The organism is Rhizobium sp. KNZ14-9A (assembly GCF_056755015.1).
In genome coordinates this window covers 924,642-947,806 of sequence record NZ_JBPGXB010000001.1, presented here as the reverse complement: position 1 = coordinate 947,806, position 23,165 = coordinate 924,642, and the positions used below count along the sequence as shown (strand labels likewise).

The 23,165-nt window shown below is 60.3% G+C and carries 19 protein-coding genes; 13 read left to right on the top strand and 6 right to left on the bottom strand.

The window, feature by feature from the left end; translation table 11 throughout:
• Nucleotides 1-118: 118 nt before the first annotated feature.
• Complete coding sequence (locus ACR9ZQ_RS04930) at nt 119-748, top strand: SUMF1/EgtB/PvdO family nonheme iron enzyme (RefSeq protein WP_481427069.1); 630 nt, start codon at nt 119-121, stop codon at nt 746-748.
• A gap of 125 nt (nt 749-873) precedes the next feature.
• Here ACR9ZQ_RS04930 and ACR9ZQ_RS04925 read toward each other — a convergent pair whose 3' ends face one another.
• From ACR9ZQ_RS04925 to ACR9ZQ_RS04915, 3 genes are all read right to left on the bottom strand, one after another.
• Entirely contained in the window at nt 874-1,290 is a 417-nt protein-coding gene (locus ACR9ZQ_RS04925) for a DUF6088 family protein (protein WP_481427068.1), read from the bottom strand.
• Between the two features lie 512 nt (nt 1,291-1,802).
• Entirely contained in the window at nt 1,803-2,183 is a 381-nt protein-coding gene (locus ACR9ZQ_RS04920) for a cupin domain-containing protein (RefSeq protein WP_481427067.1), read from the bottom strand.
• A gap of 167 nt (nt 2,184-2,350) precedes the next feature.
• The gene (locus ACR9ZQ_RS04915; protein WP_481427066.1) at nt 2,351-3,331 is read right to left on the bottom strand and encodes an SDR family oxidoreductase; all 981 of its coding nucleotides are present in this window, start codon (nt 3,329-3,331) and stop codon (nt 2,351-2,353) included.
• Between the two features lie 88 nt (nt 3,332-3,419).
• On the opposite strand from ACR9ZQ_RS04915, the gene ACR9ZQ_RS04910 reads away from it, so the two are divergent.
• Complete coding sequence (locus ACR9ZQ_RS04910; protein WP_113319393.1) at nt 3,420-3,806, top strand: winged helix-turn-helix transcriptional regulator; 387 nt, start codon at nt 3,420-3,422, stop codon at nt 3,804-3,806.
• Here ACR9ZQ_RS04910 and ACR9ZQ_RS04905 read toward each other — a convergent pair.
• Entirely contained in the window at nt 3,803-4,726 is a 924-nt protein-coding gene (locus tag ACR9ZQ_RS04905) for a LysR family transcriptional regulator (RefSeq protein ID WP_481427065.1), read from the bottom strand. The genes ACR9ZQ_RS04910 and ACR9ZQ_RS04905 overlap by 4 nt on opposite strands.
• A 113-nt stretch (nt 4,727-4,839) precedes the next feature.
• Between ACR9ZQ_RS04905 and ACR9ZQ_RS04900 the strand changes: the two genes are divergently transcribed.
• Nucleotides 4,840-5,592 carry an SDR family NAD(P)-dependent oxidoreductase gene (locus tag ACR9ZQ_RS04900; RefSeq protein WP_310235310.1) on the top strand — a complete coding sequence of 251 codons (753 nt, stop codon included), beginning with the start codon at nt 4,840-4,842 and terminating at the stop codon, nt 5,590-5,592.
• A gap of 75 nt (nt 5,593-5,667) precedes the next feature.
• Nucleotides 5,668-6,084: a nuclear transport factor 2 family protein gene (locus ACR9ZQ_RS04895; RefSeq protein ID WP_458386821.1), complete on the top strand. Its 417-nt coding sequence runs from the start codon at nt 5,668-5,670 to the stop codon at nt 6,082-6,084.
• Nucleotides 6,085-6,269: 185 nt separating this feature from the next.
• On the opposite strand, the gene ACR9ZQ_RS04890 is transcribed toward ACR9ZQ_RS04895, so the two are convergent.
• Nucleotides 6,270-7,124 (bottom strand): SDR family oxidoreductase, encoded by an 855-nt coding sequence (locus ACR9ZQ_RS04890; RefSeq protein ID WP_481427064.1) that lies wholly within the window; start codon nt 7,122-7,124, stop codon nt 6,270-6,272.
• A 133-nt stretch (nt 7,125-7,257) separates the two neighbouring features.
• On the opposite strand from ACR9ZQ_RS04890, the gene ACR9ZQ_RS04885 reads away from it, so the two are divergent.
• The 5 genes from ACR9ZQ_RS04885 to ACR9ZQ_RS04865 all read left to right on the top strand — a co-directional run bounded on the left by ACR9ZQ_RS04885 (nt 7,258) and on the right by ACR9ZQ_RS04865 (nt 10,815).
• On the top strand, nt 7,258-7,605 hold the full coding sequence (locus ACR9ZQ_RS04885) for a winged helix-turn-helix transcriptional regulator (protein WP_113319398.1): 348 nt from the start codon (nt 7,258-7,260) through the stop codon (nt 7,603-7,605).
• 369 nt (nt 7,606-7,974) lie between these two features.
• Complete coding sequence (locus ACR9ZQ_RS04880) at nt 7,975-8,391, top strand: nuclear transport factor 2 family protein (protein ID WP_481427063.1); 417 nt, start codon at nt 7,975-7,977, stop codon at nt 8,389-8,391.
• A gap of 101 nt (nt 8,392-8,492) precedes the next feature.
• Complete coding sequence (locus ACR9ZQ_RS04875; RefSeq protein WP_481427062.1) at nt 8,493-9,554, top strand: aldo/keto reductase; 1,062 nt, start codon at nt 8,493-8,495, stop codon at nt 9,552-9,554.
• 54 nt (nt 9,555-9,608) lie between these two features.
• Nucleotides 9,609-10,358, top strand: a complete 750-nt coding sequence (locus ACR9ZQ_RS04870) for an SDR family NAD(P)-dependent oxidoreductase (protein WP_481427061.1) — start codon at nt 9,609-9,611, stop codon at nt 10,356-10,358.
• Between the two features lie 43 nt (nt 10,359-10,401).
• A complete protein-coding gene (locus ACR9ZQ_RS04865) occupies nt 10,402-10,815 on the top strand; it encodes a nuclear transport factor 2 family protein (protein ID WP_477925000.1) in 414 nt (137 codons plus the stop codon).
• A 38-nt stretch (nt 10,816-10,853) separates the two neighbouring features.
• On the opposite strand, the gene ACR9ZQ_RS04860 is transcribed toward ACR9ZQ_RS04865, so the two are convergent.
• A complete protein-coding gene (locus tag ACR9ZQ_RS04860) occupies nt 10,854-11,750 on the bottom strand; it encodes a LysR family transcriptional regulator (protein ID WP_481427060.1) in 897 nt (298 codons plus the stop codon).
• Between the two features lie 226 nt (nt 11,751-11,976).
• Between ACR9ZQ_RS04860 and ACR9ZQ_RS04855 the strand changes: the two genes are divergently transcribed.
• The 4 genes from ACR9ZQ_RS04855 to ACR9ZQ_RS04840 all read left to right on the top strand — a co-directional run bounded on the left by ACR9ZQ_RS04855 (nt 11,977) and on the right by ACR9ZQ_RS04840 (nt 23,165).
• Entirely contained in the window at nt 11,977-12,222 is a 246-nt protein-coding gene (locus tag ACR9ZQ_RS04855; protein WP_481427059.1) for a hypothetical protein, read from the top strand.
• A 567-nt stretch (nt 12,223-12,789) separates the two neighbouring features.
• Nucleotides 12,790-13,386 (top strand): invasion associated locus B family protein, encoded by a 597-nt coding sequence (locus ACR9ZQ_RS04850; RefSeq protein WP_481427058.1) that lies wholly within the window; start codon nt 12,790-12,792, stop codon nt 13,384-13,386.
• Nucleotides 13,387-13,399: 13 nt separating this feature from the next.
• On the top strand, nt 13,400-15,121 hold the full coding sequence (locus ACR9ZQ_RS04845; protein ID WP_481427057.1) for a ShlB/FhaC/HecB family hemolysin secretion/activation protein: 1,722 nt from the start codon (nt 13,400-13,402) through the stop codon (nt 15,119-15,121).
• 175 nt (nt 15,122-15,296) lie between these two features.
• Nucleotides 15,297-23,165: a hemagglutinin repeat-containing protein gene (locus tag ACR9ZQ_RS04840; RefSeq protein WP_481427056.1), complete on the top strand. Its 7,869-nt coding sequence runs from the start codon at nt 15,297-15,299 to the stop codon at nt 23,163-23,165.

The window sequence follows — 23,165 nt, the reverse complement described above, 5'->3', positions numbered from 1 at the left end:
TGCATAGGAGCGCCATAAGACTGGCGGGCAGTTCTCTGGTCGCCATCCGTTTCGGATTCTCCTAGCAATAATAGACGCCGACCGCGCATCTCCTGACGGTGCGTCGCAGCCGAAATCCGTGAACGGGCCCGATATCTCGCAATGGTGGACATTCAAGTTCGGAGCGACCTGGCGAAGACCGCTAGGCGGTTTAAGCGACCTGCGCGGCAAGCTCGATCATCCCGTCGTCCACGTCGCATGGTCCGACGCCAAGCCACGCCAAACACAGTTAAGCTGGATGCCGAAACAGAAAATCATCGTTCCCCCCGCACTCGTGAAGACCTGGCCGCTATTGCCCGCCGCCACGTTCGGCTCGGCTGTCCGCGCCAAGGGTATTCTTCTGGAAGTCCGGGCACGTCTGCCCTTGACCGTCCGGAAATCTCTCGATGTGGACGGCATGGCTCTTGTCCTGGGGATGGCGGAAGACAGCCAGGATGATTTCGCCTCGACCACAGCCGCCGTTAGTCGGGCGCTGGAAGGAATCGAAAGCCTGCCGGTCATTCCGCGCGAAATCCAGGACATCCTAGGAATTTCCGCAGGTGAACGACATCGCTGGCTGAAGGACGGCCGTCTTCAAAGCGCCGGGACTCGCACCGTGCGACTGAGCGGCCGAGCACGGCAGATCACCTTCCATGTGTTCGATCCCACATGCGCTCGAGTAGGCGGTAGGCGCGACCGAGCGCGGTCCCACCGCCGAACGCAAGAGTGAGGCCATCGACCTCGACATCGTGAATCGCTGCCAACGCTTGAACGACAAACCAGTCCTTCTCGACCAATGTCGCTGACGGGAGTCCGAAATACTCCTGCACTTCAAGAAGCGTCTGACGATCAGGCTTACCTTTCAACGCGAAGCTCCGTGCGGCCGTCAGAGAGACGCCGGTTAAAACGCGTTTTGACCTTGACCGTCGGATTGACCGGAATCTGCGTCGAGCGGCCTTCGTTGTAAGCCTTGATGCTGTCGCTCTGCTCCCAGGCGACACCGAGTTTGGTAAGGGCTTGAAGTGCCGCACTATGGAAACCATTCGAGCTCGAAATAATCGGCCGGCCCGATATCCGAGACCGCATCGCGCGGGCGTAGACGCCATAGCCGAGGCGCATCAGGCTGCCGTCCTTGACAAGCGAACGCAGAGCGCGAAGAACCTGATCCTCGCCACTGAGATCGGCAAAATCGCGAGGCAAGAAGACGTCGGTCTTCCTGGTCCTGGCGACGCGATTTTCAATTCGCTTTTTCAATGTCTTCGGCTGGCTCACGGTCAACCTCGTTGTTACAAAAACCCGACAACGTATATATGCAAAAACCCGACACCTGGCAAGGTTTTATCCGTCTCATCATGCGACCTCCCGAGCAGAGCATTTTTCCCCCTCGCCTAGGCCCTACCTCAACGGTCAGAGGAACCGAACACATCGTCCCCGGATTATCGCCTTGTGTTTGCATCTCGTGGGGAACCGATGACTCCAATCTACCGGCAAGAGGGGTAGGAGACAAAGAAACCCCTCACAGATCTTTGCCTCGACCACGGATCAAAAGCGTCGATGTATCCCGGTCGCTGTCCGCAGATGTACGCCACGACGCCAACCGCGATGCAAAGCCGGGTCAGGGTGACAGGGGCGACCGCAAGCGCTGGCGGAACCGTCGGCGAAGCTCGCCACCTACAACGTCAGCGGCCTACCGACCAAGAGGACGACTGGTTTTAGATTAAAGAAGGCAGGAGGCGGAAATCTATGGCCCACTGATCCTAAAGGGCTTCGCCTTCGCTTCTATTTCAGGCAGGTGCCGCCAAGTATTCCGCAAGCTCGGTATCACTGATCGGCGGCCCGGTAATATCCATGCCGGCCTCATCCGCCACTCGCGTTAGTGCTTCAATGTCTTCAGCGGTCAGCCTCTGCTGCACAATCTTTGGGATGAAACACTCGAACTCACCGGGAGAGACAATGACCTGCAAGTGGATGGGATCATCGCCATAACCCTTCCACGTATGTTCCTTACCGCGCGGTAGAAATACGGTGTCTCCAGCTTCAGCGGTTTGCACTTCGTCAGGTGTCCATATCAGAACAAACCCAGCGACAATCAGGAATAGTTCGTCGTCCTGTCTATGAACGTGTCGCGGTGGACCAAACTTTGCCGGCGCATAATAATCTAACATCGTATATGCGCCGTTTGTTTGAGTCCGACTTACTCGTAAGCGAACAGCCTCCCCCACACGGTCGTTGCCAAACTATGGGCGCCCGCCTTATCGATCATGAAATTCTGGAGAGGTTGAACTGCGCGCTCCATGCTCGGTTCCTTTCTCAATATTCCGGACCTTTAAAGTTAGTTGAGGGTTTCAAGCAATCTCAATCGAATAAGACTTTCGGCACTTGCGACAATTGCTTCTACGCTTGTGCGCGGCTTCCAATCGAGCCTCTGCCTCGCCTTGTTGCTGCTGGAACGTCTATGGTTTGCGCTGCGTGAGGAAGAGGCACCGCGGTTGGGAACTCTGGCGGCAAACTCCGGAAAGCGCTCGCGCAATATGGTGGCAACCATTAACAGAGACACTGGCTCACCACTGACGGCTATAAAGCGCTCGCCCGCCGCGGACGGATCAATCATGGCCTGCAGGTGCAGGTCTGCGACGTCGCGCACGTCTACTACACCAAACCACATATCCGGCAATTCAGGTGGAAAGGCTCCGTCCAGCAGTCCTTTGACAATTCGAATTGATGTCGAAAGCTGAGGGCCGAGTACGGGTCCAAATATTCCGGTCGGGTTAACGACACTCAGCTCCGGTGTTCCGCGGTCCTTGACGAAATCCCATGCGGCACGCTCCGCGATGGCCTTCGACAGGACGTATGGCTGGTTTGGTGCATCGATCGGCGTCCAGTCGTCCTCAGTAAAGACATGGCTCGGTGCCTCCGGGCCATACCCAACGGCAGCAAAGGAGGATGTGAGGACAACGCGCCTCATGCCAGCATGACTGGCTGCGCGGAGAACACGCAACGTCCCGTCGCGCGCCGGCACAATCACATCGTTTGGGTCATCCGGCTGGGTCGACGGAAACGGAGATGCAGTGTGCAGAACATAGTCGCAGCCGGCGACAGCGTCGCTCCAACCTTCGTCATTCCCCAGATCAGCTTCATAAAATGCGACCTCGCGCTTCGGATCGACACCGGCTGCCGCGAGCATGGCGCTGACTTCGCCTGCTTTGTCGAGACTGCGCAGCGTTGTGCGAACCTCATGCCCTGCGGCGAGCGCCGCGACGATGCAATGGCTGCCAAGAAACCCTGATCCACCCGTTATAAGAATCTTGCTCATATGATTTTCCATACCTTCACTTGTCCTTGCGACCAGTCATTGCGAAGCATATGAAAATTGGCAAGTAGGATGAATTTCCTGAGGTAGTATGAAAAACCAGACCATAGAACCACGCATATATGGCGAAGATTGCGATGGCTGCACCGGACCGGAGCCGATCGACGTCATGCGCTTCCAGCGGGCAATACGGGCGATCACCGGCAAGTGGAAAATCGAGATCGTCTGCAGCCTGGTTGCCGGCCCGATGCGTTTCGGCGAACTGCGTCGTGCATTGCCGGGTATTACTCAGCACATGTTGACCGAGCAGCTTCGCGACCTCGAGCGCAACGGCATCGTCATCCGCACCGCTTACGCAGAGATACCGCCACGTGTGGAGTATGCGCTGTCGCAGGCCGGGGTCGATCTTATGCCGACCTTCGCGACCTTGCGGGACTGGGCCTTGCGTTATGAAAACCAGTTGGCGGATCAGAGTTAAGGATGGCCAATGGGATCAGCCCTGTTGCCGAGAACATCCCGAGGAAAGCCGGCGGCGAGATGGTCGATCAGCGCGCGCACCGCAGGTGACAGGCCGCGCCTCGTCGTGAAGACCAAATGCACAATCCCCTGCACCCCACGCCAATCCGGCAATAGGCGCACGAGTTTACCCGCTTCCATCGCCTGGCGGCAGACATGATCCGGCAGGAGCGCGATACCGAGGCCATCGATTGCAGCATCGCGCACGGTCGCCATTTCCTCGCACCCCATGCGCGGCTGCACACGAACCACGTGCTTGCGTCCATCTTCTGCCTCCAAATGCCATTCGAGATCGTCCTCCGCATCATTGGTTGCGAGCGTCGGCAAGTTGGCCAGTTGCACAATGCTGCCGACCTGGCTGGCAAGCTGAGGGCAGGCCACCAGAATACGGGTCGATCGCCCCAGTGATCGCATGGTCAAGGCGGCGTCTGAGGTCAGGCTCGCACGCACACGAAGGGCGAGATCAATGCGCTCGCCGATCAGGTCCACCGCCCGGTCGGTTGCCACAAGCTGAAGCCGCACTTTCGGGAAGCGTGTCAGGAAAGATGAGATCAGGCCCGAAATTGGAGCGACCATGCCCGTGGGGCAACTGAAGCGGATGCGGCCATGCGGTTCAGCCTGCGCCTGTGCGACCAGGGCTTCCGCCTGTTCGGCTTCCGCAAGGATTGCTCGGCATCGTTGGTAAAATGCCTGGCCGGTTTCCGTCACCCGGAAACGGCGGCTCGATCGCTCGATCAGGCGCAAGCCCAGCCTTTCCTCAAGCGCTGCGATCCGTCTGCTCAGCTTTGACTTGGGCTCGCGCAATGCGCGGCCGGCGGCGGCAAAGCCGCCATGGGCCACAACCTCAGCGAAATAGGCGTAGTCGTTCAAGTTGATGCGCATCGGCGTTCCTCTGATGGAACGTTACGTGTCAATTTCGCTGACTACAAGGCTGATCGTTCCTCTCGTACATATCAGGACAACGGCGCTTGGCCGAGACTTTAAGGAGAAATACGATGACAGACAGGTTCAACAACAAAGTCGTGGTGGTCACCGGTGGTTCGAGCGGCATTGGTCTTGCATCAGCAAAAGCCTTTGCAGCCGAAGGTGCCTCCGTCTTCATCACGGGACGCCGACAGGAGGCATTGGACGCGGCGGTGAAGCAGATTGGCGGTCGTGTAACCGCGGTGCGCGGCGACATGGCTGATCTCACCGATATCGATCGGCTCTACGACGCCGTCCAGCAAAAGCATGCACAGATCGACGTGCTATTCGCCAATGCCGGGGGCGGCGAAATGGTCGCGCTCGGCGCGATCACGGAGGAGCATTATCAGCGCACGTTCGACACGAACGTCAAGGGCGTGCTGTTCACGGTTCAGAAGGCGCTGCCGCTATTGAAAGACGGCGCCTCTATCATCCTGACCAGTTCCACCACCAGTATCTCCGGCACACCGGCCTTCAGCGTCTATTCGGCGACTAAGGCGGCGATACGCAACTTCGCCCGCAACTGGATGCTCGACCTGAAGGATCGCCACATTCGCGTCAATGCCATCAGCCCCGGCGTCACCGACACGGCAGGACTGGACGAACTGTTCGGTGGCGGCGCGCAGGCGCAGGGTACCAGGGATTATCTCGCAAGCCTGATCCCCGCCGGCCGTGTCGGCCAGCCAGACGAAATCGCCAAGGCTGTGCTGTTCCTCGCATCTGACGACGCAAGCTTCGTCAACGGTATCGAACTCTTCGTCGATGGCGGCCAGGCGCAGATCTAATCCTTCCCATCAAGCCCTTAGACTCAATGGGTGCCTAGGGCTCCAACTCGTCCAACTCATTCAAGGAGATATGTCATGATACAGTCTAGCGAATCTGCGGAGCGTATCCGCGAACTGCTCGACCGGAACCTTCAGGAGGTCTTCGGCGAGGGCGACGACGCCCGGCGGCGTGCCGCGATTGCCGAACTGTGGGCAGCGGACGGAACCCTCTACGTACCCCCAGGCGCCATCATCGGGCATGACGCGATCAATAAGTTCGCTGGTGATCTCAGGGCGACGCACCCCCACTATGTCTACACACCGCATGGCAAGCCACAGGTGCTTCATAATGCGGGGCGGTTATCTTGGGGTTCCGGACCGCTCGGTGAGGCGCCCGAGTACACGGGCTGGGATGTCATCACCGTCCGCGACGGCAAGATCACGGCGCTCTATGTCTTCCTGGACGAGACGTCAGAGGAGTTTCGCCGGGCCAGCGGCAAAACCGCGAGCTGAGTTGCTCTCCTGAGCCGGCAGGCATGCCGGGCGAAGACGGCTGAGCGGGCGCCATCCTGTATCATGGACTGACGGCGTCGGCCCAACCGGCCTCTCATCGACGCCCCGCCTGCCGCGGGGAAGTCGACCGAGTACTTTCCCTTTGTCTGACCTTTGCGGCGAGGGAACATCGTCCCGGCGTTGGCTCAGTGTCGCAAGGCTGCCGCGACCATGCTCTGCAAGACCGTGGTCGGCCGACCGATCAACCGTCCTAGCGCACCACCGTCGTCGAACAGCGCCCCGCGCGAGGCAGCGGTGTCGGCATCGGCCAGAAGGCTCGCGAGATCGGACGGGAGCCCGGCGCCCGTCAACACATCGCGAAAAGCAGCTTCGGACAGATCGTTGTAAATGACAGTCTTGCCCGACTGCCGCGAGACCTCTGAGGCCAGCTCGGCAAGGGAATAGGCATGGTCGCCCGCAAGCTCATACGTTTTTCCGGCGTGCCCTTCGGTCGCAAGCACCTTGGCTGCAGCCTCGGCGTAATCCTGCCGCGCCGCAGACGAAAAACGACCATTTCTCGCAGCGCCGACGAAGGCGCCATGCTCAAGCGCTATTGGGAGCGCCATCAGATGGTTCTCGGTGTACCAGCCGTTTCGCAAGATGACAGCAGGCAGGCCGGAAGCGACGATCAACTCCTCCGTCTGGCGATGCTCAACCGCGAGCGTCGCCGGCGAGGTGTCAGCGTGCAGCATGCTGGTGTAGGCGAACAACGAAACCCCGGCTTGCGTGGCGGCGTCGATCACGGCTCGATGACGCGGCAGGCGGCCACTGACCTCGGTCGAGGAAATCAGCAGCAGCTTCTCGACCCCGGCCAATGCCGGACCGAGCGTCTCAGGGCGGCTATAGTCAGCTTCACGAACGATCACGCCGCGCTCGGCGAGATCCTTGCTCTTTGCGGTATCTCGAACGGCCGCGACGATCCTCTCTGCTGGATTGGTCTTCAGCAACGCCTCGATTACGAGGCGGCCGAGTTTTCCTGTTGCTCCAGTCACTGCATACATGGGTCAGTCCGTTTCTTGGTTGTGGGATGGAAGAGCCTTTGATAGCGGCCATCGTTACCATGGGAAACCACGTATCTTGTAGTAACGTCCATTTTCCAGTAACCAGATGGAAACTGCCAACCAAGGAAGCGTGATGGTCCTCAAGGTGCGAAAGAAGGTGACGGCACTCCCCGGCTGTCCAATGTCGAAGTGCATGGACCTGCTCGGCGGTTGCTGGACGCCGGAAGTGCTCTGGTCTCTGAGCGAAGGGCCACGCCGGTTTTCGGAATTGCGCCGGGACTGTCCATTCATTTCGGCGAAGGTCATGACGAGCAGGCTGCGGGATCTGGAACAGCGCGGGGTCCTCAGTCGCAAGGTGATGCCGACATCCCCGCCGACTGTGGAATATGCGTTGACCGAATTAGGAAAGGAACTCCTCCCCGCGATCAGGTCCATCGTGGATGTCGGGACCCGCCTCCTGTTGCGCGATCCGACGCCTTGACAAGATTCGAACGGCCCACCCGCTATTCAACGGTCCGCTCTAACTGTCGAACATAGCCTTCGACCGCCGTCCGCATACGCCGAAGGAGGCTGTCGCGATGAACGCGCACAGGACTTCCGCAGCACAAGCGCTCGCCTAGGCGACGGCCCATGGAGTCAAGCGTGGTCGCGGCCATTCCGATCTCGAACGTGGGACCTCGGGCCGGCGAAAAGGTCCAGAGACGGAATGTCACGCTGAGCTGGCGTCTGGTATCGGTCCGTTTTCCAAATATAGAAAACGGTTGAGCATTTTTTGCCGTTTTTTTCGCAACGCGAGCGCCTAAGTCAGGTGGTGGGAGGTCACGACCAATGGCTAGGAAGGAGATATGCCATGGATAGAAAGCAGCAAGAGGACGTTGCCAAGGCCTTTCTGGAGGCACTTGGACGAGGCGATACCGACACGATGTCGAAGCTCAGCACTGAGGATATGACTTGGTGGATCATGCCCGGAAACAGGTTTTCCGGTTTGCACGCCAAGACATCCTATCTCGCAAACCTGCCCAAGCTTCTTCTGGAGAACGCCTCCGGCCCGCTCAAGATGGATTATCACGAAATCACCGGCGAGAGCGATCGATTGGCGATCGTCGCCAAGGGCGATCTGCCGATGAAGGATGGCCGGCACTGCCGGAACAATTATCATTTCCTTCTGCGCTTCCGGGACGGGAAGATCGCAAGCGGCAAGGAATTCACGGACTCGCTGCACATCAACGAGATATTCGGCACGCCCGACAGAAGCGACGCCGCCTGATCGCGACGAGCGCTTAGGCAGCTCTACACCCCCATCAATCACCACCGACGTGGAACGGACCATCCGGTCCGAACGGATTGACGCGTCTCAAGGAGAGTAAAATGAAGTACAAGCCACTCGGCAATACCGGTCTTCTGGTCTCGCAGCTTTGCCTGGGCACCATGACGTTTAGCGACGGCACCGGCATCTACGAGCATATCGGCGATGTCGGCCAGAGCGGTGCCGACGAACTGGTCAAGGCCAGCATCGATGCCGGCATCAACTTCTTCGACACTGCCGATGTCTATTCTGCCGGCGCCAGCGAGCGCACGCTCGGCCAGTCATTCAAGAATCTCGGCATTCCCAGAAACGAGATCGTGCTGGCCACCAAGGTCTATAGCCGCATGGGACCGGGCCGAAACGATGTCGGCGCGTCGCGCGCCCACATCATGGATGCCGTAGACGCCAGCCTCAAGCGGCTCCAGACCGATCATATCGATCTCTATCAGGTCCACGCCACCGATATCCTGACGCCAGTCGAGGAAACCTTGCGGGCGCTGGACGATCTGGTGCGCCAGGGCAAGGTCCGCTATCTCGGCGTGTCCAACTGGCAAGCCTGGCGCATTGCGACCGCGCTGGGTGTTTCCGCCCGCCTCAATCTGGAGCGTTTCACGACGCTGCAGGCCTATTACTCGGTCGCCGGACGCGATTTGGAGCGCGAATTGCGCCCGCTTCTCGAAGCCGAGAAAATGGGCCTCCTCGTCTGGAGCCCGCTTGCCGGCGGCCTACTGTCTGGCAAGTTCAGCCGGGAAAACCAGTCGCCCGAGGGTTCGCGCCGCTCCTCCTTCGATTTCCCTGTTGTCGACAAGGAGCGCGCCTGGAACGTGATCGACGTGCTGAAGCCGATTGCGGAAACCCATGGCTGCAGCCCGGCCCGCATCGCGCTTGCCTGGCTTCTTTCCAAGCCCGTCGTGACCTCCATCATCGTCGGCGCGAAGCGGCTGAGCCAGCTCGAGGACAATATCGCCGCGGTGGACATCGAACTCACCGAAGACGAGATCGCCAGGCTCGACGCCGTCAGCGAGCTGCCGCCGGAATATCCGGGCTGGATGCTGGCCACGCAGGGCGCGGACCGAATGGGCGCCGTCGATCTCTGGGCCGGCAAGACGTCCCAGACCTCCTGATCGACAGGCGGGAAGGCCCCGATTAGCCACAACCAAGCCAAGAGGACAGGGATTATGACAGATCGATTGAAAGGGAAGGTCGCCGTCGTTACCGGCGCCTCCAAGGGCCTCGGCGCAGCGATTGCAAGAGGCTTTGCCGCTGAGGGTGCCTCGGTGGTGGTCAATTACGCCGCCAGCAAGGATGCCGCCGACCATGTGGTGGCGGACATCGAGGCGAAAAGCGGCCAGGCTATTGCCGTCAAGGGAGACATGAGCGATCCGGCACAGGTGGAGGCGCTCTTTGCCGAGGCGAACCGCACTTATGGCCGCGTCGACGTGCTCGTCAACAATGCCGGCGTCTACGACTTCCAGCCGCTCGAAAACCTCTCCATCGAGCTCTTCCGCCGGCATATGGAGCTGAACGTCTTCGGCTATCTGCTCGCCGTGAAGGAGGTCGTGAAATACATGCCGGAGGGCGGTAGCATCGTGAACATGTCTTCGACGGTCACGATCTTCGGCCCGGAAAACGCATCCGTCTACACGGCCAGCAAGGGCGCGATCGATGGATTGACGCGGGCGCTGTCCAACGAGCTCGCGCCCCGCAGGATCCGCGTCAATGCGATCAAGCCTGGTGTGGTTGACACCGAAGGCGTCCAGGCCGGCGGCTTCCTGAAGACGGACTTCGGCCCGGCGGTGACGGCCAGGACGCCGCTCAAACGGCTGGGCACGGCGGACGACGTGACGCCGGCGGCAATCTTCCTCGCCTCCGACGAATCGAGCTGGACGACCGGCGAATTCTTCATCTTTGCCGGCGGCCATCGCTGATTTCGAAACTTAAAACGCCGCCACGCGGCCCGGAGATTTCAAGATGACAGACGGAATGGAGAGGACGGCCGGACAAGTCGTCCAGCATTATCTCGATACGTTCTTCCGCAAAGATGTGGACAAGACGCTCGAGTGCCTGACCGACGACGTTGTTTGGAAGGTGCAGGGGGCGCCCGACGTTCCCACGATCGGCATCCGCCAAGGGAAGGATGCAGTGCGCGCCTGGATGGCGCTCTTCCCCGATCATTTCGAGCCGCTCGATTTTCACGTGGAGCGGATTTTCGAGAATGGCGATACGGCCGTCGTGACGGGCTATTTCCGGCATCGCATCCTCAGCACGGGCAAGATCTTCGCGAGCGACTTCGCGGCGATCTGCTCCGTGCGCGACGGGAAGGTCAGCGCCTATAATTTCATCGAGGATTCCTACGGGCTCTGGAAAGCCTTCCAGCCCGATTGATGCAGACAATACGGGCACGCCGCCGTCGTGGCTGGCTCTCAGCCGGCGGGGGCGCGTCTGGAGAGATCGAGATTGGTGCGCATCACCCGATCGGCCAGAAAATCCCCGACCGCTCTCACGCGCGCCGATGCCACAAGATCGGCATGGGTGACCAGCCAGACCTTGTTGCTGAACATCCGCTCCGACGGAACGACCGGAACGAGATCGTCTCCAACGGCCAGGAAGTCGGGGATGACGGCCAGGCCCAGACCGGCCCGCACGGCAACGATTTGCGAGGGCAGGCTGCTGGTGACGAGGGCGATCTTGCAACCGGGATGCTCCCGCTTCAGCCAGGCCGCGGCCGGCATGAAGGCATGGCTGTCGTCCCAGGTGATGAAATGGCGGCCGCCGAGTGGTTCTCCCTCGATACAGGGATGGCGGTCGAGATAATCCCGGCTGCCATAGACCGAATAGGTCATATGGCCGACACTCCTGACCGTCAGATTGCCCCGCGTCGGCCGAACGACGCGCAGCGCGATATCCGCTTCGCGCCGACCGAGTTCGGCGGCGACCGTGCTGGTGATGATCTCGAGGCAAATGCCGGGATAACGGTCGCGAAAGGCCGGAAGTGCGGGGATAATCAAATCGGTCGCCAGATTTTCCGATGTTGCAAGCCGCACGACGCCGCTTGGATCCTTGTCGAGGCCGGCTGCGCCGCGCTCCAGCGCCAGGATGCTGTCCTCGACCCGCTCGGCGTGGCGAAGCACCTCCCTCCCCTCATCCGTCAGGAAATAGCCGGTCTGGTGGCGCTGAAAGAGCGCTATACCAAGATTTTCCTCAAGCTCGACGATGCGTCGGCTAACCGTGGATTGGCTGACCTTGAGTTCCGACGCGGTCTGGGTGAGGCTCGCGGTGCGCGCAACAGTCAGAAAATAACGAAGGTCGTTCCAATCCATGCGCAGCCTTTCATGTCATGGCGCCCGTCCAGGATCGCATGTCGTCGACAAGCCGTGACGCACCAATAGCGCGGAAATTGCCGCTTGGACCAGCCCGCAGACAGCTGCAATTCACGAACGGGTCGCGATGAACCGCCAGGCCGCGATGGCTGCCAGACGATGAGGCGCGGCGTGGCGCGCGGTTTCGGTGATCCGGCGCAGATCCGAAAGGCTCCGATAGCGAACGATGACGATGTCGTCCCAGCTTTCCCGCCGTCCGCCAAGTCTATCGAAACTTCCAGGCTCTGTCGTCGAGATCCTCCAAGCGAATATAAAAAACTGGCCGATGCCCGTTTCTCCCGAGGATTATGCCCTGACGCTCACCTATGGCATGCGGGGGCTGCGGTATGCCGCTCAGGATGTGCAGGATATGCGGCGGCTTATCGGGATCCATGTCGCCATCTATAGCGAGCCATTAGCCAGCCGCCCTTAGTCGAGCCAACTATCGTTCCGAATGCGCTCGGAACTTGCTCTCGCCGACCGCGCCACCGAGCGATTGATTGAGCTGGTCAACCAGGGTCCATTCGAAATTCAGGCTTGGCCGGGGCGCGACACGGACGGCTACGGCCGCACCCTTCGGGTTCTGGTGCGAAATGGCCTAATCCTCGGCGATATCCTGGTCTCGGAAGGACTGGCCCGGACCTGGACTGGTCGTCGGGAACCCCGGTGCTGGACCGCTCGGCCGGCTAAGGCCGAGCCTGTCGGCGCTCACTCGCGCCGTTCCCATTGGCAACGCTCCGTGTGCAGGCTACCGCAAGACGTTAGCGCATGTGTTGCACTAACTACACAACTCTCCGAAAACGAGCGTGAATCGGATCAAAGCAAGCACTACCTCTCGATGTATAGCGCTGAACTCTGCTATGACGCTATCGAGCCGATGATTGGCCTCGCTCTCTGAGCTTTTTTCATGACATCGATAATTTGCCGGCGTGCGACAAGCACGGGCGAAATCAATTGTAGCGACATGGCCTCACACCTGATCGAACTCTTTGCATTGTCAATGAGACAATTTTTGAAAAGCGGCATGAGCCGCGGCATTCAGATGATCGCCCCGGTTCTGATATCCGTTGCCTCGGCCAATTCGTCTTTTGCGCAATCCCCCGTTCGTCCGGAACAGACCCCGGCGCAAGCGGCGCCGGCGATAAAGTCGCAGAAATTCGACGACTGGTATTATCGCTGCACGGGGTCTGGAGACGCCGAGGTCTGCGAAGTCGCCCAGGTCGCGCAAGTCGCCAAAGATGGCAAGCCCGTCAATGTCCTGACGCTGGCGATATCGGCGCCGCCGGCCGGGCCGGCCGACAAGGGCAAGTCGCGGCTGGTGCTGACGGCTCTCCTGCCGCTCAATGTCTTCCTGCCCTCCGGCATGGCTATCAAGGCAGACGGCAAACCCGTCGCCAAGCTCGATTACCGCAATTGCAACCAGACCGGATGCTGGGCGCAGCTGGTGCTCGATACCAAGACGGCTGCGGCGCTGAAGAAGGGCTCTTCCGCCGAAGGGCTGGTGTGGCTGATGAACGGCCAGGACGTCAATATCCGTTTCTCGTTGAAAGGGCTGAAGCCGGCCCTCGACCAACTTCAGTCCGTTCCCGCGAAGTGACCGAATGTCACTCATGACCACAGAAATTCGATACGTTCTGGTGGCCGGCGCTGCCCTCGCGGTGGCGATCGCCCCCGCCCACGCGCAAACGCCGGCCGACGACTTCAACCGCCGCCAGGAGGAGCAATCGCAGACGCAGCGGCTGGATGCCCTTCGCCGCGCGACACCGGGCGGCAGCGCGGGGACGGAAAACGGCGCTTTGCCCACCGGCGGCGGGAATGGCGCCTGCTTCGACATCACCCGGGTCGAGATCGATGGGGCGAAGCTGCTCTCGGCGCAGGAGATCGGCAAAGTGACGGCGCCCTACGGCAATCGCTGCGTCGGCCTCTCCGAGATTAATGCGGTGCTCAGAGACGTCACGCATCTCTATATCGATCATGGTTATGTGACCTCCAGAGCCTATGTGCCGCAGCAGGATATCGCCAAGACCAGGATCCTCCGACTACTCGTCGTCGAAGGCACGCTTTCCGACATCTATCTCAACGGCCAAAAAGTCGCCGGTAACACTTCGCTGGCGACCGCCTTTCCCGGCCTGATCGGCCGCGTAGCCAATATCCGCGATATCGAGCAGGGGCTCGACCAGATGAACCGGCTGCAGGCCAACGACGCCAAATCCGCCATGCTGCCCGGCCCGAAGGACGGAACCTCCATCCTCAACATCGAAAACCATCCGGCCCGTCCATGGCACGTCTCCTTCGGCAACAACAATATGGGCCAGGAAACGACCGGTTTTTCCAGAAGCTCGGCGTCGCTCGGTTTTGACGATCTGCTCGATATCAACGATCAGTGGAATTTTTCATACGAACATAGCGGCCCGGACTATCCGTGGACCGACGACGGAAAAGGTTTTGGCAACAGCTATTCCGGCAGCGTCAGCGTTCCCTACGGTTACTCCACTGTTTCGCTGAACGGATCCTGGTACCAGTATGAAAGTGCCGTCGAAGGAAACTTCAGCACGCTCGAAACCTCCGGCAATTCCGGGCAAGCCGGTCTCGGCATCGACCGGGTTATCTTCCGCGACAAGGATTCGATCACCACTGTCCGCAGCGGCCTGACCTACAAGCAGACCAACAACTTCCTGCTCGGCAATCTGATCGAGGTCGGCAGCCGCCGCTATACGGTCGGCGATCTCGGCATTTCCCATTCAAGGCGGATGCTCGGCGGTGTCTGGGTCTTCGATGTCAGCTACGACAAGGGGCTCGGCCTCTTCGATGCGGTCAAGGCGGGAGAGCCCGGGGCCGGAGACGCAGATCCGCGCTTTTCGAAATTCAACGCCACCGTCAGCGCCACGGAGCCATTTGAGGCCATCGGCCAGAAGTTCGAGCTGACGTCGCTCATCAGCGGCCAATATTCCCCCGACAATCTGCTCGGCGCCGAACAGATCTCCCTGGGCAACTACAGCAATGTCCGCGGCACGCGCGAAAGCGTGCTTTTCGGCAATAACGGCATGTTCAGCCACAACGAAATCGTCTGGAGAACGGGGTCCAATCAAGGCGGCGGCGCGGCCGCCAAGGCATTCGGCGAATTGCGCCCCTATCTCGGCTTCGATTACGGCCACGTCTACGCGCAAAAACGATTCGATATGACGGGCGGCGATCTCGCCAGCTGGACGGTCGGCATCAGGACCGTCGGCGGCAATATCAGCGCCGACCTCGGCTATTCCGACATCGTTGCAAGCAGCCTCGACCATGTCGACGGCGGCCTCTTTTATTTCAGCGCATCGGCTCATTGGTAATGGAGCGGGACAACTGCTGACAGTGCCAAATCGCACTCATTTTGTTTGGATTGCATTTACCTCAAGCACAGGCGGAAGTTGACCGGGACCAACGACTATGGTTCTCGGTCATCGTAAGAAATTACAACTGCGGCGGGATTTATCCCCCGCGTACGCGGGCGGCGGATAACACACGATGGGCAATAAACGAGGCAAATCGACGGCGACAACACATGACGTTGCCGGTGCCGATAGAAGATCCGTTCGCAGGTTCCGACCTTTCGCCCAGCAATCCCTCGTTCTTCTGCTGAGCGGTCTGCTCGTGTTTCAGCCGATGCTGGCCAATGCCCAGTCGGTCTCGGCAAGCACCACGGCGCCGGCGGCTAACCAGCCGGGCGTCGGCACGGCGCCGAACGGCGTGCCGCTCATCGACATCGTCACGCCGAACAGCCGGGGCCTGTCGCATAATAAATACGACAACTTCAACGTCGGCACGCCGGGCCTCATCCTCAACAACTTCAAGGGCGAGATCGGCACCTCCAATCTTGGTGGCGTCACGCCGGGCAATGCCAATCTCAACACGTCGGGGCCGGCATCGGTAATCCTCAACGAAGTTACCAGCGGCAATCGCTCGGCGTTGAACGGGCCGACCGAGGTGTTTGGTGGGCGCGCCGATGTCGTCATCGCAAATCCGAACGGCATCACCTGCGACGGCTGCGGCTTCATCAACACGCCGCATGCGACGCTGACCACCGGCGTCCCCGATATCAGCGCGGACGGCGCGCTGAAGGGATTCACGGTCAACGGCGGCGATGTCACCATCGGACCGAACGGCAGCAACTTCGCCGCCGGGCCTGGCGCAGTCGACCTCTTCGACATCGTCTCGCGCGCAGTCACCGTCAACGGCCCTGTTTACGGCAGGGACCTTCGCATCACGGCCGGCCGCAATCAATTCGATTATGCCACCGGCAACGCCACGCCGCTTGCCGCAACATCAGGCACGCCGGAATATGCGATTGACGGTTCGGCGCTTGGCGCCATGCAGGCCGGTCGCATCAAGATGGTCGTGACCGAGCGGGGCGCAGGTGTTCGTATGCGCGGCGACATGGCAGCGAATACGGGCGAGCTGTCACTATCGGCCGACGGCAAGATTTCGCTCGGCAATGTCTCCGGTCAGCAGGGCGTTTCGATTTCCTCGAAGGCGAAGGTGACAGCCGCCAAGGTCGCCTCGAAGGCAAAGGTCGCCGTTCAGGCGAACCAGGGCATCACCCTCGATACCGTCGCTGCCGATAACGACATCCTGCTGTCCACCGGCAGCGGATTGTTGAGTGTCGCAGGCGAGGTGAACAGCGCCGCCAATGTCCAGATGACGTCGTCCGCCGATATTGCGGCCGGCAGCGTGGTTGCCGGTGATGCGCTCACCCTGTCGACCACCTCGGGCGACATCCAGATTGCCGGTGCGGTAAAGAGCGCCGGGGTGCTGACAATGACTGCGACATCGGGCGCGATCACCGCAGCCTCGCTTGTCAGCGACAACAATCTCACGCTTTCCGCCGGCGCCGACATCGCCATATCGGGTGATGTCCTGGCCGGGGGCACCGTGACGGCTTCCGGCCGCTCGATCGCAGCCGCCACGATCGCCTCTGGCGTCGATCTTGCCGCCACCGCCCAATCTGCCAATGCCGCACTGGTGCTGCAGCCTGCGGGCGATATGAGCCTTCTCGCCACGAATGGTTCGATCACCGTTTCCAATGCGCTGATGAGCAGCGGGGATCTTTCGGCCGATGCAAGCCGGAATCTCACCTATAGCAAGCTGCTGAGCCTCGGCGACGCCGATCTCTCCGCCTCCGGCCAGATTGGCTACGGCAATCCGACCAACGCCAAGGGCAACCTGACACTCACCACCACCGCTATCGATCTCTCCAATGGCGGCGCGGGCAACATCGCGGCCGGCGGGACGCTGACGCTTAACGCCGATAGCGCAAATCTCAGCAACAACAGCCTCATTCTCGGAGGCCTGACCCTTAACCTCTCAGGTGCTGCCGATCTCAGCGGCACCAGGATCAATGCCGTCACCAATGCCGGCGGTTCCGGCGATATCGACATCAATGCCGGCGGCCTGTCCACGTCAAACAGCACGGCGCTGCTCGCCGCCCACGACCTGACCCTAACCCTGCCGTCGCTGACCAATGCCGGACAATTGGCCGCCGGCCACGATCTCACCTTCAACATTTCCGGCAACTTCACCAACAGCGCCACTGGACTTGCCTACGCCGGCCACGATGCCGCTCTCTTCGTCGGCGGCGTGCTCACCAACAATCAGGGCGCAATCATCGCAGGCAACGATCTTAGGATTGCAGGGGTGACGGCGTTACAGAGAAATGCTGCGGTCACCAATGTTTCCGGGCTGATCCAGGCTGGAAACGACATGTCCATCCTGACCAGCAATCTGACCAACCAGCGGGCCGCCACGCCGCAATGGACGACAGGGACGCTGGTATCGTCAGGTGTTGTTGCCGGCTTCACGCTCAACCCCGTCGCCGCCGGCTTGCCTTTCGGCTATCTCGAGACGGTCGATCAGAACATGTACCAGCTCTATGCTGGTGTTGATCCTGGCTTGTGGCAGGACTATCAACCGCTGCTCTGGTCGAAGGCGACGCTAGCGGATGGAACGGTCTACCATGCTTGGACGTGGGTATCGGGCAACGGACCGACGAGGGTCGAGCCGATCTTCGACTGGATCATGGACCGCGTTCCAAAGGACGCGAACGGCAATCCTGTCGTCGATCCGAACAACCCGTCGCGATACTTCATCGTCGACGAGGTAAACTCCGGCGGCTCGGACACCAGCACCACCTATACCTGGGATTGGTCGTCCCACCTCAGCCAGTCGGTCTACGAAGACCGGTTGGTCGGCGCGCTCAGCCCGGAAGCGACGATCCGAGCGAGTGGCGACCTCACCATCGACGCCACCGATCTCACCAATGCCTACAGCTCGATCGAGGTCGGCGGCAATGCTGACCTGCAAGGTTCGACACTCAACAATACCGGCATCACCCTCTTTCGCACGACGACGACCACCTGCAGCGCGCAGGGCGCATGCACGGCCTATGACGCCAACGGCAACGCCAATCCCTCGAAGAATATCGCCAACGGCACGTCGATCGTTAGCTCGGTCGAGGCGATCGGCGGTGTATCGGCCAACATCAAGGCGGGCGGCGCCCTCTCTGTCAATTTCGGAAGTGTCAGCAACACGTCTGCAGCCGGCTCGATGGCCGGCGGCGCCAGCGTGGCGGCGGCAGGCAATCCCGGTGACCCGCTCTCGGCGCTGTCAGGCCTGACCGCCGGCGGCGCGCTGTTCAATGTCAATTCGGGCCTCGGCGGTGCCGCCCTCCTACCTCCCGCCAACCCGAACTCCGGCGGCGTCGGTGGCAACATACCCCATCAGACCTTCCTGTTCGAAACCCGCGGCGATTTCCTCGATGTCGGTACCTTCTATGGCTCCGGCTATTTCATGGACCGCATCGGCTATCAGCCGGAGACGACGGTTCCGTTCCTCGGTGATGCCTATTTCGAGAACCAGCTGATCGACACGCAGCTGCGGCAACTCGTCGGCGAAGGGCTCGGCAGAAGCACCTTCCTTGCCGGTAGTGACGCCATCGAGCAGATGAAGACGCTGCTCGACAATGGCGCCGACTATGCGCAGGCGCACGATCTGGAGGTCGGCCAGGGCCTGACGCCGGAACAGGCGGCGGCTCTCACCAAGTCGATCATCCTCTACCAGTGGCAGACTGTAGACGGCGTCCAGGTGCTGGCGCCCGTCGTGTATGTTGCCGCTGCCGACCGGGAGAAGCTGACCGGTGCCGGCGCCGCCATGGCGGGCGGTTCAGTCGATATGGATGTCGGCAATCTCGACAATTCCGGCCTGATTGCATCCAATGGCGGCCTTACCGTCTCCGGCAGCTCCATCCAGGGCAGCGGTACGTTCTTGTCGCGCGGCGACACAGCGCTCAATGCCACCAATGGCATCGCGCTCGCAGCCCAGACGATGACGATCGGCGGCCAGAACCTTGTCAACACCAATGCCGGTGTGACGGCAGGCGGCAACCTGCAGCTTGCCGGCGGCACGGCCGATCTCGCCCTCAAGGGCGTCAAGGTTAATGCCACGGGCGATGCCTCGCTCACCGGCAAAAATGTGACGCTGGATGTCGCCAAGGCCGATAATGCAGGCCAGCAGAATGCGACTGGTAGCCAAGTCGCCACCGGCAAGGCATTGACGATCAAGGCGACCGACAACGTCAACATCATCGGCAGTTCGGCAAATGCCGGCACAGCGCTCGATGTGAGCGCCGACAACGGCTCGGTGGCCGTCGTGTCGACCGATGTCGCCCGCGACAACCAATCCGGCTACACCAGGACCCTCTCCACCGACCAGCAGCAGTCGCAGCTTTCCGCTGGTGCGAATGCGACGATCAAGGCCGGTGACGACGTCCTGCTCTCCGGATCCTCCGTTAAAGCCGACGGCAATGTCGCGCTTGCCGCCGGTGACGATATCAACATCACCGCCGCGCAGGAGCATTCCGCATCGACCTTCGGCAAGAAATCCGCCTCGTCGATCACCCATGTCGGCTCGGAAGTATCGGCCGGCGGCGATCTCTCGGTGACGGCAGGCAACGGCAGCGGCGATCACGACCTCAACATCGTTGGTAGCAGGCTTGCCGCCGACGGCAAGGTGGCTCTCAAGGCCGATGGCGACGTGACGATCGCCGAAGCCACGGACACAGCGACCCTCGACACCAGGCTGAGCATCAAGGGCGGTTTCCTCGGCAAGAGCGAGAAGACGACAAGCCATCTGGAAACCACGACGGCCATCGGCTCCGCCATCACGGGCGGTGGCGGTGTCGATATCGAGTCCGGCAAGGATACGGTCATCTCTGCATCTGGGATCGAAGCCGGCAATGAGGAGAGTGCCGGCACGGCGAACCTGAACATCACGACTGGCGGAGACCTCGTCATCGCCTCCGGCAAGGACACCAGCGCCAAGGACGACAAGGCATCGCGCAGCGGTTTCTTGTCCAAGGGCTCGTCCAGCTACAAGAGTTACGACGAGACGACGGTTGGCTCCGGGCTCGGCGCATCTGGCAATATCAGCTTGAGTGCCGGCGGTGCGGCGGTCATCGCCGGTTCACAAGCCTATGCCGACGGCTCGATTTCCGTTGTGGGCGAAAGTGTCTCCGTCATCGGCGCTTCCGAGCAACACGAGCTTGAGATCACCCGCAAGAAGTCCGGCTTCGGGGTGGGCGGAGGTGGCGGCTTCATTTCGATCTACGGCAGCCAGCAGAACAGTGGCAAGCAGGCCTCAGAGCTTAACGTGGCATCGGTGCTATCTGCCGGAACGGATGTCGCACTCAAGTCCCGCGACATCGACATCAACATCCTCGGCTCACAGATCTATGCCGACCAGAACATCACGCTCGATGCCGCCCGCGACGTCAACATAACGCCAGGCGCCGAAAGCGCCTCTTCCGAAGAAAAGGAAAAACGGTCCGGTTTTGGCATTTCCTTCGGTTCGAGCAGCGGTGGCTTCTCTGTCGGCATCGGCGTGTCCTCCGTCTCGGACACGACGAAGCAAGGCTCTCAGACCAACGCGATGGCCACCCTTTCCGCCGGAAACGACCTGACCATCAAGGCCGCGCGTGACGCCAACCTGCAGGCCGCCGACGTCTCAGCCGATCGCGACGTGGCGATCACTGCGGAGCGCGACGTCAATCTGCTGAGCGCGGAAGACAAGTCGAACTACGAGAGCGTGCACGAACAGTTCTTTGCCGGTGTGACGCTGTCGGTTTCGACAGGGCTGGTTAGTGCAGGTCAGAGCATTGCTGGCGCTGCGCAGAAGATCGCCGGTATTTCGGACGGCTACACAGCAGCCAATGCTGCCTTTGCTTCGCTTAAAGCCTATGACGCGCTACAGCAGCTCTCAAGCATCGCCAAAGACGGTGGCAACATAGCGTCCGTATCGCTGACAGCAGGCTTCAGCTACGAAAAGAGCAGCGCCTCCGCGTCCACCTCTACGCCCGTCGTCACCAGCGTGGAGGCTGGACGATCAGTCACTATCGAAGCAATTTCTGGCGATCTAACCGGGCACGGCGCACAGATAGCAGCAGGATCTGATTATGGCGTTGCCGCTTTGGTTGGCGACGACAAGTTCGGCGATATCACGTTGAAAGCTGGCCAGAATATCACGCTGGAAAGCGCCCAGGAGACCAATGAGACCGGGAGTGACAGCAAGTCGGCGAACGCCAACTTCGGCGTGAGCGCGGGCGTCGGCCTGAAGGGCCTGGGCATTGGCGTTACCGGTGGCGCCGGCGCGGGAAGGTCGAAATCCGATACGAATTCGGTCACGCAGATCAACAGCCATGTCACCGGTAGCGGCGACATCACGATCACGTCCGGCAACGATACGACGCTCAAGGGCGCTGTCGTTTCCGGCGACACGATCACGGCCGATATCGGCGGTGATCTTAGCATCATTTCCACTCCCGATCTCAGCAGCAGCGCCAACAGCTCTGCCTCTGCCGGCTTCTCGTTGAGCGGGGTGGTAGGAAGCAACTTTCTGCCTTTGACCACTCAGCTCTCCGGCTTGCAATTCGGCGGTGGTCTCGGCTCGGGTGCAACGAACTGGATCAACGAACAATCCGGCCTGCTTTCCAATGGTAAGATGGATATCGAGGTCGGCGGCAATACCGATCTTCAGGCTGGCAAGATCATTTCCGAGAGCGGCGACCTGGCGCTTTCGACCGATACCCTGACCTATAGTGATTTTCTCGGCCAGAAAGCCTACGAGGGCTTTAGCGCCCAAATCGGCATCGAGATTCCCGGCAAAGAGTTGCCCGGTGCGCCGCCGGCAAACAACACCCTCGAAGGCACGTATCAGCTCGATGACACGCGCCAGACCGTCCGCGCCACCGTCGGTCCTGGCACCGTCACCATTCGTAACGAGGAGAAGCAGGCGGCCTTGGAGCAATCCGCCGCCACCGCACCACTCGACGATCTCAACCGCGATCCTGGCAAGGCTTATGAGATCACGCGAGACAAGCATATTGATCTGGATATCTATGTCTCGGTGCAGAGCGTCACGGCGGCGATCAATGCAGGCAAAAGCATCGCAGATGCGCTTTCCGAAGCCTTCGCCAAAATGGCGAAAGACGGAAAAATCTCGGCGGAGGACGTGCAGTCACTCAATAAGCTTCAGCAGTATGCCAGTGATCCGGAAGTTCAGAAGCAGCAGGCCGAATGCGCAAAACAGGCCAGCGGCGTCGTTTGCCAGATCAAGACGTCTGAAAGCATGTATGGCTATTCGGAGGTTATCCCGCTCACCTCGGACACCGCAAGGGTTCTCGCGGGTGCTTGGTCAACAGCAGCTGCAGCGATCGCGGTGGGATTGGTTGCCTATTTCTATGGCACAAATTCCGGAGAGCAATTCACCAGCAAGACGATCTCACTCGGCGGCGGACTGAAAGGCGAACTGAGCGGAAATATCGATAACGGCTATCTGATCCTGAGCATCCAATATCCTGACAAAACATCAGCAATCATCCAACTGGGTTTGACGGGAACATATGGCAAATTGGCCGTCGAGTCTGCTTATGGAGCCGATGGTTTACCACTTGCTCCTGATGTAATTGGCAGTTTCATTGGACAGATCAACAGCGCAGGTAAAGGCGTCCTTATCGTCTACAACCAGGGAAGCGGGTCGGGGGGCGGAACAACGCCCAAGATTGAGGAAGGGAAGCAAGGGAAGCATATCCCAGGCCATAATAATCATACTCCGGGCAGAAGTGAACTGGATGATCCTGATCCTCAAGGTCTGGTTGACGCGCACGCTGGGACCGGCCAGCAAGTTGGCAACGTCCCGGTAGGGCAACCTGGTTCAAAAGAACGCGTCGATTTTGGGAAGGTTATCGGCAGTTATGTCGATCCGGCTACCGGTGAGAAAATACCGACGACAAAAGGAATAATTCATTATGGCTCCAAGGGAGTGCATATTGTACCGTCGAGGCCATGA

Bases quoted from the DNA above. Each gene is read 5' to 3' on its own strand.
- ACR9ZQ_RS04910 (WP_113319393.1), top strand. From the start codon at position 3,420: ATGAAAAACCAGACCATAGAACCACGCATATATGGCGAAGATTGCGAT.
- ACR9ZQ_RS04915 (WP_481427066.1), bottom strand. From the start codon at position 3,331: ATGAGCAAGATTCTTATAACGGGTGGATCAGGGTTTCTTGGCAGCCAT.
- ACR9ZQ_RS04860 (WP_481427060.1), bottom strand. From the start codon at position 11,750: ATGGATTGGAACGACCTTCGTTATTTTCTGACTGTTGCGCGCACCGCG.
- ACR9ZQ_RS04905 (WP_481427065.1), bottom strand. From the start codon at position 4,726: ATGCGCATCAACTTGAACGACTACGCCTATTTCGCTGAGGTTGTGGCC.
- ACR9ZQ_RS04865 (WP_477925000.1), top strand. From the start codon at position 10,402: ATGACAGACGGAATGGAGAGGACGGCCGGACAAGTCGTCCAGCATTAT.
- ACR9ZQ_RS04920 (WP_481427067.1), bottom strand. From the start codon at position 2,183: ATGTTAGATTATTATGCGCCGGCAAAGTTTGGTCCACCGCGACACGTT.
- ACR9ZQ_RS04845 (WP_481427057.1), top strand. From the start codon at position 13,400: ATGACCACAGAAATTCGATACGTTCTGGTGGCCGGCGCTGCCCTCGCG.
- ACR9ZQ_RS04855 (WP_481427059.1), top strand. From the start codon at position 11,977: ATGACGATGTCGTCCCAGCTTTCCCGCCGTCCGCCAAGTCTATCGAAA.
- ACR9ZQ_RS04875 (WP_481427062.1), top strand. From the start codon at position 8,493: ATGAAGTACAAGCCACTCGGCAATACCGGTCTTCTGGTCTCGCAGCTT.
- ACR9ZQ_RS04880 (WP_481427063.1), top strand. From the start codon at position 7,975: ATGGATAGAAAGCAGCAAGAGGACGTTGCCAAGGCCTTTCTGGAGGCA.
- ACR9ZQ_RS04900 (WP_310235310.1), top strand. From the start codon at position 4,840: ATGACAGACAGGTTCAACAACAAAGTCGTGGTGGTCACCGGTGGTTCG.
- ACR9ZQ_RS04840 (WP_481427056.1), top strand. From the start codon at position 15,297: ATGGGCAATAAACGAGGCAAATCGACGGCGACAACACATGACGTTGCC.
- ACR9ZQ_RS04850 (WP_481427058.1), top strand. From the start codon at position 12,790: ATGAGACAATTTTTGAAAAGCGGCATGAGCCGCGGCATTCAGATGATC.
- ACR9ZQ_RS04895 (WP_458386821.1), top strand. From the start codon at position 5,668: ATGATACAGTCTAGCGAATCTGCGGAGCGTATCCGCGAACTGCTCGAC.
- ACR9ZQ_RS04890 (WP_481427064.1), bottom strand. From the start codon at position 7,124: ATGTATGCAGTGACTGGAGCAACAGGAAAACTCGGCCGCCTCGTAATC.
- ACR9ZQ_RS04885 (WP_113319398.1), top strand. From the start codon at position 7,258: ATGGTCCTCAAGGTGCGAAAGAAGGTGACGGCACTCCCCGGCTGTCCA.
- ACR9ZQ_RS04870 (WP_481427061.1), top strand. From the start codon at position 9,609: ATGACAGATCGATTGAAAGGGAAGGTCGCCGTCGTTACCGGCGCCTCC.